Source organism: Aliivibrio salmonicida LFI1238 (assembly GCF_000196495.1).
Classification (GTDB): domain Bacteria; phylum Pseudomonadota; class Gammaproteobacteria; order Enterobacterales; family Vibrionaceae; genus Aliivibrio; species Aliivibrio salmonicida.
In genome coordinates this window covers 1224750-1239758 of sequence record NC_011312.1, presented here as the reverse complement: position 1 = coordinate 1239758, position 15009 = coordinate 1224750, and the positions used below count along the sequence as shown (strand labels likewise).

Sequence of the window (15009 nt, the reverse complement as noted above, 5' to 3'; positions counted from 1 at the left end):
CCTTATTCCTAAGCTTTCGGGGATAAAATCACATTAATTGGTTACGAATAAAGCCTAATGTTTTCTCACACTCTTCGCGGTTACCCACACTAATACGCACACAATCTTTAATTGGTGAATTACGTAAAATAATGCCGTGATCCCATGCTGCTTTAAACACTGCATCGCCATCAGAGAACTGCACTAATAAATAGTTACCCCAACCTTCATGAACAGTAACTCCATTCAATACCATTAATCCTGCGTGCAAATAAGCACGGTTGGCGCTTAAATCAAGCATTTGGTATTTCATGCGGGCTAAACCTGCTTCTGATAATGCTTGAGTTGCAATGTCAGCGACAGGAACAGGAACAGGGTACGGAGCAATCACTTTAGATAACACATCAATCAACTCTTTATTTGCAAGAGTGAAACCACAGCGTAATCCCGCTAAGGCAAATGCTTTGGATAGCGTTCGTAAAATGGCTAAATTGGGGTATGTCGCCAATAAATCAACGGTTGACACTTCCATACAAAAATCAATATAAGCTTCATCCATCACCACAATCGCACGATCTTTTGTCATCTCTAATAAAGACAAAATATCCTTACGGTTAATCACATTACCTGTTGGGTTATTTGGACTACATACAAAGACCAATTTTACATTGTCTAAATTGCGTTCAATGCTTGGAAGATCAAGCTGCCATTCTGATGTTAAAGGTATTGTTTTAGTCTCAACCCCAATCGTCTCAGCACTGATGGAATACATACCATAGGTTGGTGGACAATATAAAATCGCGTCTTCATTTGGCTCACAAAAAGCACGAATTAATAACTCAATACCCTCGTCAGCACCTCGAGAAGTCAGCACCTGCTCTGCTGTTACTTTTGCATAAGCAGCATAAGCATTAATCAATTCTGGAGGCTGACACTCACTGTAACGATTTAGACGAGTAAAATTTACGTTATACTCATTATCAAATGGGGACTCATTAGCATTAAGCCAAACATCACCACTGCCACCAATACGACGAGCCGATAGATACGGCGTCAAGGCTTGAACTTGTTTACGAGCTAATTTTTCCATATCTATGGTCTCTATTAATTCAATTTAGCTAATTTTTCAATTCGAATAGTCACGGCACGTTTATGTGCATCTAGCCCTTCAGCATCAGCCATTGTGACAACCGTTGGCGCTAACCCTTTTAAACCATCAGCAGTTAACTCTTGTACTGTCATGCGTTTAGAAAAATCAGCTAAACCTAAGCTTGAGTGCGTTCTTGTATAACCATAAGTTGGTAAAACATGGTTTGTACCCGATGCATAATCCCCTGCTGATTCTGGAGAATACTCACCCAAGAAAATAGAACCTGCATTATCTAGCAATGGTAATAATTCACGTGGGTTTTTAGTTTGAACAATCAAGTGCTCAGGACCATAAAAGTTTGAGATTGAAACACATTGCGTCAATGATTTAGCAATAATCAACAAACTAGAACCTAGCGCTTGACGAGCGATATCCGCACGAGTCAGTTCTTTTAATTGCTTCTCGATGGCATCAGCAACTTGATCAGCGATGATTGGCGAAGGCGTGACTAAGATAACTTGTGAATCAGGACCATGTTCAGCTTGGCTAAGAAGATCTGCCGCAATAAAATCAGGATCAGCCGTTTCATCCGCAATAACCAAGACTTCAGAAGGTCCCGCAGGCATATCAATAGCAGCACCACGAAAGTCATTAGAAACTTGGCGTTTTGCTTCAGTGACGTATGCGTTACCTGGGCCAAAGATCTTATCTACTTTAGAAACAGATTCAGTACCATACGCCATAGCAGCAATCGCTTGTGCGCCACCAATGTTATACACCTCATCGACTTTACATAGTTTTGCAACGTATAAGATCTCATCAGCAATCGGCGGTGGCGAACAAAGTACCACTTTATGACAGCCCGCAATCTGTGCAGGAATGCCTAACATTAATACTGTTGAAGGCAATGGTGCACTGCCACCCGGAATATACAAGCCGACTTTATTCACTGGCATCGTGATTTGTTCACATACGACACCAGGTTGAGTTTCAACTTTGATTGGCTGAGGCTTTTGTGCTTTATGAAACTTAGAAATATTGCTATAAGCTTGTTGCAGTGCCGCTTTCATCTTTTCAGATAAACGTTCACTTGCCGCATCAATCTCTGATTTAGATACACGAATGGATTCAGGTTTCACCTTATCAAACTTTTCAGTCAACGCTAACACGCCAGCATCGCCATCTTGTTTAACGGTATTAATCACGCTAGTTACCGCAGCGGTAATATTTGCGCCTTCGGTAATAGCAGGACGCTGTAAGACGGTGTCTTGTTGTGAATTACTGAGTGATTGCCAAACTAGGGTTTTCATAATGGTTACTCCATCATCTTCTCAATTGGAAGAACAAGAATAGAGCTCGCACCCAATGCTTTTAGTTGTTCCATCGTTTCCCAGAATAGATTTTCAGTACTCACTAGGTGAACTGCCACTTTCGCACCGTCACTTGATAGAGGAAGCACCGTTGGATCTTCCGCACCCGGTAGTAGTGATTTAATCGCTTCTAATTTATCGGTTGGCGCGTGTAGCATGATGTACTTAGATTCTTTCGCTTGGATACAGCCTTGCATACGAGTCAGTAATTTATCAATCAAGGCCGCTTTATCAGCATCGAATTCACCTTCACGTTGAATTAACGTCGCTTTAGAGCGGAAAATTACTTCAGCTTCTTTTAGGCCATTAGCCTCAAGAGTTGCGCCTGTTGAAACTAAATCAGCAATCGCATCAGACAGACCGGCACGTGGAGCAACTTCAACTGAACCATTTAAAATACAAGTTGAGAACGGGATATTTTTCTCATCCATAAAGCTTTTAAGCAATTGTGAGTAAGTCGTTGCGATACGTTTACCAGCAAGGTCTTGTGGTCCGTTATAAACAGCATCTTTATCAATCGCGATAGACAGACGACAACCACCAAAATCTAAGCGACGCAATGTGGTAAATGCTGAAGGCTCGCCTAATGCTTTACGCTCTAAACGAACTTCTTCTAATTCGTTTTCGCCAATAACACCTAAGTCAACAACGCCATCCATGATAAGACTTGGAATATCATCATCACGAACCAACAATAAATCAATCGGCATATTTTCAGAATGAACCACTAAACGCTCACCTGATATATTAAATTTCATACCACAGCGCTTAAACAGCTCTTGGCACTCTTTAGACAAACGTCCTTTCTTTTGAATTGCGATGCGTAAACGTTGTGCTGACATAATCTCTTCCTTGTAAAAATGTAATTCTAAATTTGTTGTTAACTATCAATTGCTCAATTATTTAGTCATAAAACGAAAAAACCCTCAGAAGTTTTACCTTCCGAGGGTTTGAAATTTTATTCATCGGAAGGAAATTCTAATTGCCTTCCGGATATAACGTATCCTCCCGAAAGACTACTCAGGATGGTGATGGTGATGAATGTTCAGACCTTGAATACGCATAATAATAAACCTTTAAGTAACAAATTGATTTTGTTTTTAACCTTGTAAATACATTATCAAACTGTGGTTTTATTTCAACAAAAAAGATCTGTTTTTTTAAATAAAGTTTCAGGGAAGAGATAATAGATAGTGGGATATACAGATATTAAAGAAAAAAGAAGTCAGCAGATGTGGTTACAAAGTCAGGGAAATAAGTAGATTAACGTAATTATATTTTTATTTTACCAACAAAAAAAGCCAGTCATGATGACTGGCTTAATAATTCTATTTACTTTAAATCAAGAGATTAGAAGTAGTAGTAGCCCGCTGCGAATACGTAAGTTTCTTCGTCTTTAGTGCCAGCGTCAAGGTCTTGACGTACGTCGATACCCATATTCATGTTCTTAGCTAGTGTATACATTGCTGCAACGTTCACGTAAGAGTAGTCAGTATCAACTTTCTTTTCTTCTTCTGTATTAGCAGCATAACCAGCAGCTAATGTTAGATCTTCAGATACTGCGTAACCAGCTGATACATAGTAACCAGTGTTAGTCATATCTTTAGCTGTTGTATCTGTTTCTTCGATCCAGAAGTTAGCACCAAGTTTTACTTCACCTAGTGTTACATTACCTGTCACAGTGTATACATCGTAATCAGAATCACGAGTTTCGTAACCAGCGTATACATTGAAAGTTTCTTGTTCGATACCAACGTAACCATTCACGCCTTTTTCTGCGTCTACATGAACGTCATCAGTTTCAAAGTAAGATACGCCGTAAGCAAAACCGCTTGTTGAACCTTGGAATTTAACTACGTTGAATGCATCAGATGCATCACCAGCAGAAGCACCAAACTCGTATGTAAAGTCACCAGCACCATCAACAGCATCTAGTGCTGTATCATTTTCCCAACCGTAAGAAGCAATACCGTAGCCAGTATCAAAACCTAACCAAGCTTTATCTACATCAGTAGCTGGGCTTGAATTCTTCTCAGTAGAAGAAGCAGACTTAGTTTCGCTGTCTGTTGTATAGTTAAGCATGAAGTCAGTTTCAAAATAACCAACGATACGGTTGTTACGGTAGTTAACTGCTAGAGTTAGGCCAGTAGCCCAATGATCATAAAATGCTTTAGAACCAGTGTCGTAGTAACCACCAACGCCCACAGAACCAGATACAGAGAACTGGTCTTTGTGCATTGAATCAAATGCAAACATGTCTTCGTTACGGCTGTTTTGGCTGCTTGTATCAACAGCAAAAGCTGAAGTTGAGATACTTGCGATTGCAAGCGCTAAAAGAGTCTTTTTCATAATATTCCACTGCCTTTTCTTATGAGATTGGAAATCCGATTTCCGGTTCCATTTTATATATCAACACAGAGCTCAACATCTAATAACGTGTTATAAATCTGCATCTCTTAAATCTGGCGATTACTTTGCTAAAAGTTCCTCAACATGTCAACGGCGAATGTCAAGGAAAGCAAAAAAAAATAAATGCCACGAATACAAACAGTTAAAATATCATGTATGAATACTCGACAGATATCGCATTCAAAAGACAAGCATTACATCTAAATTTACATATAAAAAAAAGCACAAAAACACAATCAACACACTAATAAATAACAAGAAAATAAGTAAAAAAACATAATAAACAAACTAATCGAGTCGACTATTAAACAACAAAAACAAAAGATACATATTACATTAATTAACCTTCCATTTTTACCGAGAAATTTATGAAATTTTTTATCAAAAAAACAATTTCAAAGAACATAAAATGGAGGCTTAACAAAAATTAATTGTGATCTATAATCCACTTTTGGAAAGCTCTGCGCTCATATTCTGTTGCACGACTATACCAAAGTTTTAGCTGTAAACTATTTTCTGACTCAGAATTTCCTGAATTTGAACTCTGATTAACAGCCTTAAGTTCTTTTTTCAATTCACGTATTTTTCCACTGTCAAAAATCAATCCATTCTTTTGATTATACGATCTAACCACTTCAGGTATATTTGCGTATGGAAAAACATCAGTATTAGGTGGAAGAATAAATTGTATAACATCAATCTTTTTTCCATTCCCTAAGAACTCGAATATTGGTTTATTTCTATCTATTTTATTTTTAATTTTATCGAGATCTTGAGAAACTAATTGAACTTCTAATCTGTCAATATCTTTAGGATTAACTATCACAATATAAGGCACTGTCGAAATGTGATCTCTCTTTCCCGATATCTTTAATCTGCCAGTAAAATCTAATACTAATTGGTTGTCACCATTAATAAGTAAGATTGATTTTGAATCATCAACTCCCTCGCCATTTAAAGCACGTAAATGAATACCTGAAGCAGGTTCTATACTTGCTGCACAAAGATTACTACAAAATAATAAACTACAAATAACTAATATTTTTTTCATTAATTTCTCTTTAATAACAAAAAAAGCCAACGAATATCGTTGGCTTAAATGTACACTAACTACAAATTAGAAGGCGTAGTAAACACCTGCAAGTAGTGTTGATGCATCATATGTTTTAACTGCATCGTACTCTGCCATCTGATATTCAGCAAATACTGTAATGCTATCTAGTACTGCATAATCAGCACCAACAACTAAGTTAGTCATATCAACTTCAGCGGAGCCTAAAGAAGCACCCGTTCTTGTGTTTTCATCAGCATTTGCAATAGCATATGTTGTATATAAACGAGTTTTATCAAGCTGGTAAGCCGCTGCTACCCCCATTGTTGTACCTGATTGATAATCAGCAGAATCCCAGTAACCGTAACCTTTATTACCTTCATAACTTGCAAACGTAGCTGCTAAATAAAGATCGCCAAATTCAGCCGATGCAGAAACACCCATAACAGAATAATCAACATTTTCTGCTGCATCACCTGTTAAAAATGAGGCGCCGATTGAAAAGTTAGAAAAAGAGTAATCAGCAGAGACACCGTAAGTATTATCAACATCTTTGTCGCTTATTGTATTCACATCAGCAACTAGAACTAGGCCCTCGATAAATTCACCTTTAAATACAGCCCCATGCCCTGCAGATTCTTTATGGTGACCACCGGTAGAGCCCATGTAATTACCTTCATTAGTAATATCATCTTTTTGGATTGCATCCATAGATTCAGCTAAATCACCAACTTCACCAACCGCGACACCCCAAGAGTCGGTTTTAACACCTACATAAACATCATCGAATTTAGCCGTAGAATCACCACCAGCAATATCTTTCGTCTCAATTTCAAAAGATGCAAACGCTTTAAAATCTGAATTTAATTGATGCTCAGCATCCATTTAGATTTTAGCCCAAGTATAAATATCAGCATCTGAATCAGACTTAGTTCCATCCAATTTCTCAACTTCAGAAGCTGCAAGATATGCATCTACCTCACCTTTGACAGAAACTTTAGATGTTTCAGAACCATAAATTTCTGCGGCTGATACTGAACCAGCTGCTGCCATAACTGCTAAAGCTAAAAGAGTCTTTTTCATAATAATCCACTGCCTTTTCTTAGAAAGATTGGAAATCCGTTTTCCGGTTCCCTGTTATAATTATCTACATTGACCAACACATCTAACTGTGTGATTAATCAGTGTTTTTGAATTCCAGAACTACTCTGCAAAATCTTGCAGATCATGTCAAATAAGACATAAATAAAAAAAATAAAAATCATTAAATTTCAATCACTTAATCTAATGTAAATTATATAAACAACACAGAAAACTAGAAAAAACCGGGAAAACATAAAAAATAATTTAATACAAAAAAAGAATTAAACCCCAAAAAACAATTAAAAGTAACAGTAAATCAACATTAAATACCGAAAAAACAACAGCACTCGCAACTTAATGCAAACTAAAAACTAACAATTTATTCTAAAGATTGTATCAATCTCATTTTCGTGACGTGCGTCGATCTTTAATTATATAAGATTCCATTATTTGCATGAGATCACACTCAACGACGCGTGTTACAATACGTTTTTCCTTCTTTTTGAGTAAAACAATGCTGAATAAAGCTGTTACTGATTCTATCCGAGAGAGCTATAAAACACTGCAAGACCAGCTTCCTGGCTTTATACCTCGCCGTGCTCAGAACTATTTAGTAGCAGAAATCGCTAAATCACTTGGTGGCGAATACAGTGATCATCACCGTATGATTGTTGCAGAAGCAGGAACTGGCATCGGAAAATCACTGGCTTATTTACTCAGTGTGATTCCTTTTGCAAAATTAAATAATAAAAAAGTGGTTATCTCAACGGCAACCGTCGCACTGCAAGAACAGTTAGCGCATAAAGACCTGCCCTTTTATCGTCGCATATCACCTTTGCCTTTTTCTTTTATTATCGCTAAAGGTCGTCAACGTTATTGCTGCTCTCATAAACTGGCCTCTTTAGTTGAAAATAACAGTAACGATACTCAACAGGTTTCACTGTTTACAGAAAAACCGAAAAAGAAAGACTTAGACCTTTTAAAGAGAATGTATAAAGCGTTATCAGAAGGTAAATGGGATGGTGACATTGATAATTGGCCAAGTACTATTCCTAACCCTATTTGGCAAACTATCGTTGCAGATAAATACAGCTGCCATAATGGTTTACCATTACATAGAGAGTGCTCTTTTCAAAAAGCTCGTGAACATTTAGATAAAGCAGACGTAGTTATTGCCAATCATAGTTTAGTCATGGCAGATATTGATTTAGGTGGTGGTGTTGTTCTATCTGAACCAGAGCAAACTATATATATTTTCGATGAAGCTCATCACTTACCAAATGTTGCACGCGAACATTCTTCTGCTGCGGCAAGTTTAAAAGGCTCAGCAACTTGGTTAGAAGCTCTTAACAAATCAATTAGTAAATTTTGTAATCTTGCCGATCAAAAACGGGTACATCGTTTTCAAAATAATTTACATGAATATGTCCAAGAATTAATTCCATCTTTAAATCAATTAAGTAAACAATTTGACCCAAGTTTATTTAATGATGATGGCATCTATCGTTTTGAACACGGAGAAATACCGGTTTGGTTAGCAGAACAATCAAAAGATCTAAAGGACCTTTCTACGAAAGCAAATCAAGCATTAGCAAAAATAAGCGATCTGATTTCTGAACGGATGAAAGATGGTGAACTGGCTCCGAGAATGGCAGAGCCAGCGCTTGCTGAAATGGGTTTTTATCTGCAAAGACTCGAAAATTTAGCTCAAGTATGGTTCTTAATGGCAAAACCAAATAGTGATAAAGGCGCACCTTTAGCTCGCTGGTTAGAAAAAAGTAAAGAACGAGATTTAGATGTCATCATCAATGTATCTCCTTTAGAAGTTGGTTGGCAACTGGACCAGAACTTATGGAGCCGAGCTGCTGGTGCTGTCCTTGTCTCTGCCACAATGCGAGCATTAAACTCTTATTCTTTCTTTTGTAAGCAAGCCGGAATATCAGAGAAACCAGAAGATGGGATACGATTCTTGTCTTTAGCTTCGCCATTCAATTACCAAGAAAATGCACAATTGGTTGTACCTAAACTCCCAATGGAACCATCCGCTGCGGGATTTACCGATCTATTAATAGAAGAGCTTCCTTTCTATTTAGCCGATCAAAAGTCAAGTTTGGTTCTATTTTCTTCATACTGGCAAATGAATAAAGTAGCGGAGGCACTTGAAGCTCTAGTAAAAAAACAAGGTTGGAGCCTTTTAATTCAGGGAAAAGAGTCACGACAAGAGATCCTAAAGAAACATAAAGCATTATGTGAAGTAAATAAGATCAGTATTTTATTTGGTACGGGAAGCTTTTCTGAAGGCTTAGATTTACCCGGGAATTTACTTACAAACCTAATTATTACAAAGATTCCGTTTGGTGTTCCCACCTCGCCAGTAGAAGAAGCGCATTCTGAATATATCGAAAGTCGTGGTGGCAATCCATTTATGCAGATCAGTGTTCCAGAAGCGAGTAAAAAATTAATTCAATCTGTCGGCCGGTTGCTGCGTAAAGAGGATGATTCTGGTAGAATTGTGCTCCTTGATCGTCGCATTATAACCAAACGTTACGGTAAAGCGCTTTTAGATGCTTTGCCTCCCTTTAAAAGGGTAATCGAGTAAATATTTATTGCAATTAAACATCGTATATTGCGATTCTAATTCTGCCTACAACTAATAAGAGCTTATATGGAATTTCTTGAACCCTCGACCCTCATTATTTTAGGGTTAGTTGCTTTTGTCGCTGGATTTATTGACGCAGTTGCTGGTGGTGGTGGTATGCTGACGGTTCCAGCATTGCTCTCTATTGGCTTACCCCCACACATTGCATTAGGCACAAATAAATTAGCGGCTACTTTTGCATCATCGACAGCGGCAATCACCTATTTCAAAAAGAAGCTATTTGACCCTCAGTTTTGGAAAGCCTCATTTATAGCCACTTTACTTGGTGCAACTTGCGGAACCTTATTAGTCAATTATATTTCAACGGAATGGTTAGAAAAAGGCCTACCTCTTATTATTCTAGGTGCCGCTATTTATACGATTTGGCCGAATCGTTTAATCTCTGAGCAGAATCAATTACCAGAAAAAACACCTAAGTTTAAAAAACAACAAATCATCCAAGGGTTGTCTTTAGGTTTTTATGATGGTGTTGCCGGCCCTGGCACTGGTGCATTTTGGACGGTAAGTAGTATGGCACTTTATCGTCTTAATATCTTACTGGCTTCTGGTCTCGCTAAAGCCATGAATTTTACAAGTAATATCACCTCGCTTGTCACCTTCGCTATCCTTGGCCAGATAAACTGGGCGCTTGGTTTAACGATGGGGATTTGCCTGATGGTTGGTGCCTTCTTAGGTGCTCATTCTGCTATTCGTTTTGGTTCAAAATTCATTCGCCCTGTTTTTGTTACTGTTGTTTGTATTCTCGCGGCTAAACTCGCTTTTGATGCTTGGTTTTAAATCGAACTCTTCTTGAATACTAAGGAATAAATGATGGCTAACTATAAAACCATTGAAATCATGTTAGAACAATTGGCAAAAACAAGCGCAGAAATTGATCGTCGCCGTGGAGAGCAACGCTTACCCCTCTTTGATGAGCGTCTATTTGGTTGCCGAAGCCGCTATTTAATACCCTGTATTAATGAAACAAAAGCGACACTTCAGTCAATTCAGCGCGAAGAAAAAGCAAATATGTTAACGCCTCAAAGAGCCGAGTATTTAACCCAGATGCTCCTTGCACAAATAGAAGCAATTCAACGGGAGATTGCAACACAACGTATACGTTCACATGAAGTACGGCCAAAAGGCAGTAATAAAAAGCCGATTAGCGATATGTACCAAGATCTTGCGCAGCACCAAGAATGGTCTCGTCGCCTTATCCAAATGGTTCAAGAGCAAGAACAAAATGTAAATAAATGCCATTCCTTCTCACAGCAACAAGAATTACAAAAAGTGCTTCTTACTACAGAAAAGCGATTACAGCGTTGTAAAACCGCGATGATTCGTTTAGAGCAACAAATTACCTACAGAGAACAAAATGACCAATCTTAAGGCTAATAAAAAAAATACGATTGAAACGTTAATTTCAGAATCTCACGATATAAAATCACCAAGTCCATTAGATAACGCTCCTGATGAAATAAAGCTTGCCGTAGATTTAATTTATCTTCTAGAAAATAATAATGTTAATAAAGAAATTGCAATAAAAGCGTTAGACATTGTATTAAACGATCTTAGAAAAAAGTGAACCAGGTGTCTCAAAGTAGAGATTGAGTTATTGAGTTCACTCGATAATAAATAGATCTGGTTTATTAAATTACATAAAAACTTAGATCTATTTCCCAATTAATTTTTATCATGAATTATTCTACTTCCCTATTTAAAGTCCTATCTTTACTATCTCCCCCATAAATAAAAATACAACTATAAAATAAAACCATTATTACTAATTAATTTTAAATATTAACTTTCTTACAATGTTACTTTGCTAGGGTAATTATGTGTACGTATAAAACAATTCTTTCTGACTTATCAGGAGAGAATCACTTTGGCATAGATTTAAGTTATGAAACTGAATTTGAATCTATTGAAAAAGAAGTCGTAAAATCAACCGACATTTTTGCAACGACTAAAACTGACTGGTCAGAAGTTAGATCTAACTCTTTGAATTTACTTCAATATAAAAGTAAAGACTATCGTTTACTTCATTGGTTGCTATTATCAATAAAAAAAGAAAATGACCATAATACGTTCATTATTATTCTTCCAATAATTAATCAATTTTTCATTAAATATAGCACGACTATTTATCCATTAAGAGAGAAACAGCTTTACTCAACGATTAATAAAATAATAGTAATCATTGATGATATAGTCAAAAGTATAATTGATAATTCAATAGATACTAATGCATCAAATAATTTAATCGCATTATTATCAATATTAGATATAACGATTGATGAATCATTTAATGCCAATACCGATAATTTATACTTAACAATTAATAAACTAAGTATAAATATAAAAAGAATATCATCAGAAAAAAAAGAAGGGAGTACTTCCTCATCTCCTTTAATTAATAATGAGGCTATCAAATCAATCGCATCCGTTTCTTTTTCTATCGATCCCATTACCAATGATCGCGATGCAAATAAAGCATTTCGACATTTGCAGGATATTGCCCGTAACTTATCAAAATTTTGGCTTACTCAACGAATTAACAACGAAAAAGCCTATCAACTAAACCGTACATTAACATGGCTACACATCATCCAACTCCCTGCGAGTAACGATGAAAAGATAACCATGTTAAAACCGATCCCACAAACACGACTTCAATATTTCATCAAATTGAAGAATGAATCTGATCACGAAACATTATTACTTGAAATAGAAGAAAGCTTGTCAAAGTCGCCTTTTTGGATAGATGGGCATCTTATCGCTTGGGAAAGCTTAATCGCATTAAACCACCCAGAAGCAGCTCAAATCATTCTCGAGCAAATGGCATTATTAATTAAAAAGATCCCTGAAATTATCACATTAAAATTTGATGATGGAACTGAATTTGCGAGTAATAGTGCAAAAAACTGGATCGCAGAACATTGCACCTCAGCAGCACCATCTCAAATAGCAGCAAATACTTACAATGAAATAAGTGATGGCACAGATTGGGAAGACGCTTTACAAGCTGCACAATCGGTTCTCACTACCGACAATTTATCAGACGCAATTCTTCCTTTAATTACTGGACACAACCAATGCCGTTCAGACAGAGAAGTTTTCTTTTGGAAGTTTTCACAAGCCAAATTGTTATATCAAGCTCATAAATTTGACTTAGTTTGTGCCTTAACAAGTTGGTTAGATTCTCGCTACTCTCACTCAATCTTAATTCATTGGGATCCAGTACTAGAAGAACGATTATTAGAATTATGGCTTTCATCTCAAAACAAGCTACCCAATAAAGAACAAGACACTCATTTAATGAATACATTACGAGAAAGACTCTGTTGCTTAAATCCAATGCGAGTTCTTAATTTTTAAACTTAGGAGACATCATGTCAAAAGACGGATCTGTAGCGCCAAAAGAGCGCATAAATGTGACATTTAAACCATCGTCAGGTGATGCGGCGGAGGCACTTGAACTTCCTTTAAAAATGATGGTACTAGGTGATTTTACACTGCAGCAAGATGATCGAAAATTGGAAGATCGTAAGCCTCTCAACATTGATAAAAGTAACTTCAATGATGTGATAGAAAAACAAGATTTAAATATTGAATTTGGTGTAAAAAATCGCCTTCAAGATGATGAAAATGAAGAGATCCCAGTAAACCTTTCATTCAAGAACATGACTGATTTTGACCCTAGCAGTATCGTAGAGCAAGTCCCTGAGCTAAAGGGATTAATGGATTTACGCGAGGCACTTGTTTCCCTAAAAGGTCCATTAGGTAATGTTCCTGCATTTAGAAAAGCAATTGAAGATGCATTAGTCAATGACGAAGCTCGTGAAAAGCTATTAAGTGAATTAGGTTTAGTGACGGAAAAGGAATAACCAATGTCTGAAACAAGCACAGCCCAAGAAATACAAAAAGAAACAACGATAGGTCTCCTTGATCAAATCGTTGCTCAAACTAATTTAACACCAGAGGATGAAACCTATGGTATTGCTAAACGTGGCGTCAGCGCATTTATTCAAGAGCTATTGAAACCTCATAATCAATCTGAGCCGGTTAAAAAAGCATTAATCGACAAAATGATCACAGAAATTGATCAGCGCTTGAGTACTCAAGTTGATGAAATATTACATCACTCTTCATTTCAGCAGCTTGAGTCTGCTTGGAGAGGACTCAAGTTATTAGTAGATCGCACCGATTTTCGAGAGAACACAAAAATTGAAATCATCAACATCTCTAAAAAGGATCTACTCGAAGATTTTGAAGATGCTTCTGACATCACTCAATCCGGTTTATACAAACATGTCTATACGAATGAATTTGGTACATTTGGTGGTCAACCTGTCGGTGCTATTATTGGTAATTATGATTTTGGCCCTTCTGCACCCGATATTAAAAATCTACAAAATGTGGCGGCTGTAGCCGCAATGGCTCATGCCCCTTTTATTTCAGCGGCGGGTCCTAAATTTTTTGGATTAGATTCTTTTGAAGGGTTGCCTGATCTCAAAGATCTTAATGATCATTTCGAAAGCCCACAATATGCAAAATGGCAGAGTTTTAGAGATCAAGAAGACGCCCGTTACGTTGGGTTAACCTTACCACGCTTTTTACTTCGTCAACCTTATGACCCTGAAGAAAACCCAGTAAAAACATTTAACTACCATGAGAATGTATCTGCAACTCATGAAGATTACCTATGGGGTAATACCGCGTTTACTATGGCCTCTCGAGTCACTGAAAGCTTTGCTAATTTCCGTTGGTGTCCAAATATTATCGGCCCTCAATCTGGTGGTACTGTTGAAGACCTTCCATTGCATCATTTTGACAGCATGGGAGATATCGAAACAAAAATACCCACTGAAGTTTTAGTGTCTGATCGCCGTGAATTCGAACTAGCAGAAGAAGGATTTATCGCCTTAACCATGCGTAAAGGTTCAGATAATGCGGCTTTTTTCTCTGCTAATTCGGTTCAAAAAGCCAAATTATTTGGTAATTCTGAAGAAGGAAAAAGTGCAGAACTAAATTACAGGTTGGGAACTCAACTCCCTTACTTATTTATTATTAGCCGCTTAGCACATTACATAAAAGTACTACAACGAGAACAAATTGGCAGCTGGAAAGAGCCTACCGATCTTGAAAGAGAATTGAATACGTGGATAAGACAATACATTACTGATCAAGAAAATCCACCAGCAGAAGTGAGAAGCCGTCGTCCATTACGCGCCGCAAGCATTGAAGTTATCGATGTTGAAGGAAGCCCTGGTTGGTACAAAGTAAATTTATCCGTTCGCCCTCATTTTAAATATATGGGTTCTGATTTTACTTTGTCACTCGTTGGTAAGTTAGATCAAGAATAACAAAATCGTGCCTTGTGCTTATT

Annotated in this window: 14 protein-coding genes and 1 other annotated feature; of the genes, 7 read left to right on the top strand and 7 right to left on the bottom strand. The window is 37.2% G+C overall.

From position 1 onward, the window contains the following. Positions 1 to 28: 28 nt before the first annotated feature. From hisC to VSAL_RS23785, 7 genes are all read right to left on the bottom strand, one after another. Positions 29 to 1069, bottom strand: a complete 1041-nt coding sequence (gene hisC, locus VSAL_RS06200) for a histidinol-phosphate transaminase (protein ID WP_012549880.1) — start codon at positions 1067 to 1069, stop codon at positions 29 to 31. Between the two features lie 14 nt (positions 1070 to 1083). Beyond that, complete coding sequence (gene hisD, locus VSAL_RS06195) at positions 1084 to 2379, bottom strand: histidinol dehydrogenase (protein WP_012549879.1); 1296 nt, start codon at positions 2377 to 2379, stop codon at positions 1084 to 1086. A gap of 5 nt (positions 2380 to 2384) precedes the next feature. Then, complete coding sequence (gene hisG / locus VSAL_RS06190) at positions 2385 to 3281, bottom strand: ATP phosphoribosyltransferase (RefSeq protein ID WP_012549878.1); 897 nt, start codon at positions 3279 to 3281, stop codon at positions 2385 to 2387. 72 nt (positions 3282 to 3353) lie between these two features. Continuing rightward, positions 3354 to 3480, bottom strand: a sequence feature (His leader region). Positions 3481 to 3789: 309 nt separating this feature from the next. Next, positions 3790 to 4788, bottom strand: a complete 999-nt coding sequence (locus tag VSAL_RS06185) for a porin (RefSeq protein ID WP_012549877.1) — start codon at positions 4786 to 4788, stop codon at positions 3790 to 3792. A 487-nt stretch (positions 4789 to 5275) separates the two neighbouring features. After that, positions 5276 to 5899: a DUF2057 family protein gene (locus VSAL_RS06180; protein ID WP_012549876.1), complete on the bottom strand. Its 624-nt coding sequence runs from the start codon at positions 5897 to 5899 to the stop codon at positions 5276 to 5278. A 66-nt stretch (positions 5900 to 5965) separates the two neighbouring features. Next, complete coding sequence (locus tag VSAL_RS06175; RefSeq protein ID WP_231850893.1) at positions 5966 to 6784, bottom strand: porin; 819 nt, start codon at positions 6782 to 6784, stop codon at positions 5966 to 5968. Further along, positions 6785 to 6982 carry a hypothetical protein gene (locus VSAL_RS23785; protein ID WP_231850892.1) on the bottom strand — a complete coding sequence of 66 codons (198 nt, stop codon included), beginning with the start codon at positions 6980 to 6982 and terminating at the stop codon, positions 6785 to 6787. 514 nt (positions 6983 to 7496) lie between these two features. On the opposite strand from VSAL_RS23785, the gene dinG reads away from it, so the two are divergent. The 7 genes from dinG to tssC all read left to right on the top strand — a co-directional run bounded on the left by dinG (position 7497) and on the right by tssC (position 14986). Continuing rightward, positions 7497 to 9581, top strand: coding sequence for an ATP-dependent DNA helicase DinG (dinG, locus tag VSAL_RS06170; protein WP_012549875.1), 2085 nt, complete (start codon positions 7497 to 7499; stop codon positions 9579 to 9581). A gap of 66 nt (positions 9582 to 9647) precedes the next feature. Further along, on the top strand, positions 9648 to 10418 hold the full coding sequence (locus VSAL_RS06165; RefSeq protein WP_012549874.1) for a TSUP family transporter: 771 nt from the start codon (positions 9648 to 9650) through the stop codon (positions 10416 to 10418). A 33-nt stretch (positions 10419 to 10451) separates the two neighbouring features. After that, entirely contained in the window at positions 10452 to 11009 is a 558-nt protein-coding gene (locus VSAL_RS06160; RefSeq protein ID WP_044583220.1) for a primosomal replication protein, read from the top strand. Continuing rightward, on the top strand, positions 10996 to 11205 hold the full coding sequence (locus tag VSAL_RS06155) for a DUF2496 domain-containing protein (protein WP_012549872.1): 210 nt from the start codon (positions 10996 to 10998) through the stop codon (positions 11203 to 11205). The genes VSAL_RS06160 and VSAL_RS06155 overlap by 14 nt, the downstream gene beginning before the upstream one ends. Positions 11206 to 11456: 251 nt before the next feature. Next, the gene (gene tssA, locus VSAL_RS06150) at positions 11457 to 12998 is read left to right on the top strand and encodes a type VI secretion system protein TssA (RefSeq protein WP_012549871.1); all 1542 of its coding nucleotides are present in this window, start codon (positions 11457 to 11459) and stop codon (positions 12996 to 12998) included. 14 nt (positions 12999 to 13012) lie between these two features. Beyond that, a complete protein-coding gene (gene tssB, locus VSAL_RS06145) occupies positions 13013 to 13507 on the top strand; it encodes a type VI secretion system contractile sheath small subunit (RefSeq protein WP_012549870.1) in 495 nt (164 codons plus the stop codon). A gap of 3 nt (positions 13508 to 13510) precedes the next feature. Further along, positions 13511 to 14986: a type VI secretion system contractile sheath large subunit gene (tssC, locus tag VSAL_RS06140; protein ID WP_012549869.1), complete on the top strand. Its 1476-nt coding sequence runs from the start codon at positions 13511 to 13513 to the stop codon at positions 14984 to 14986. Positions 14987 to 15009: the final 23 nt, after the last annotated feature.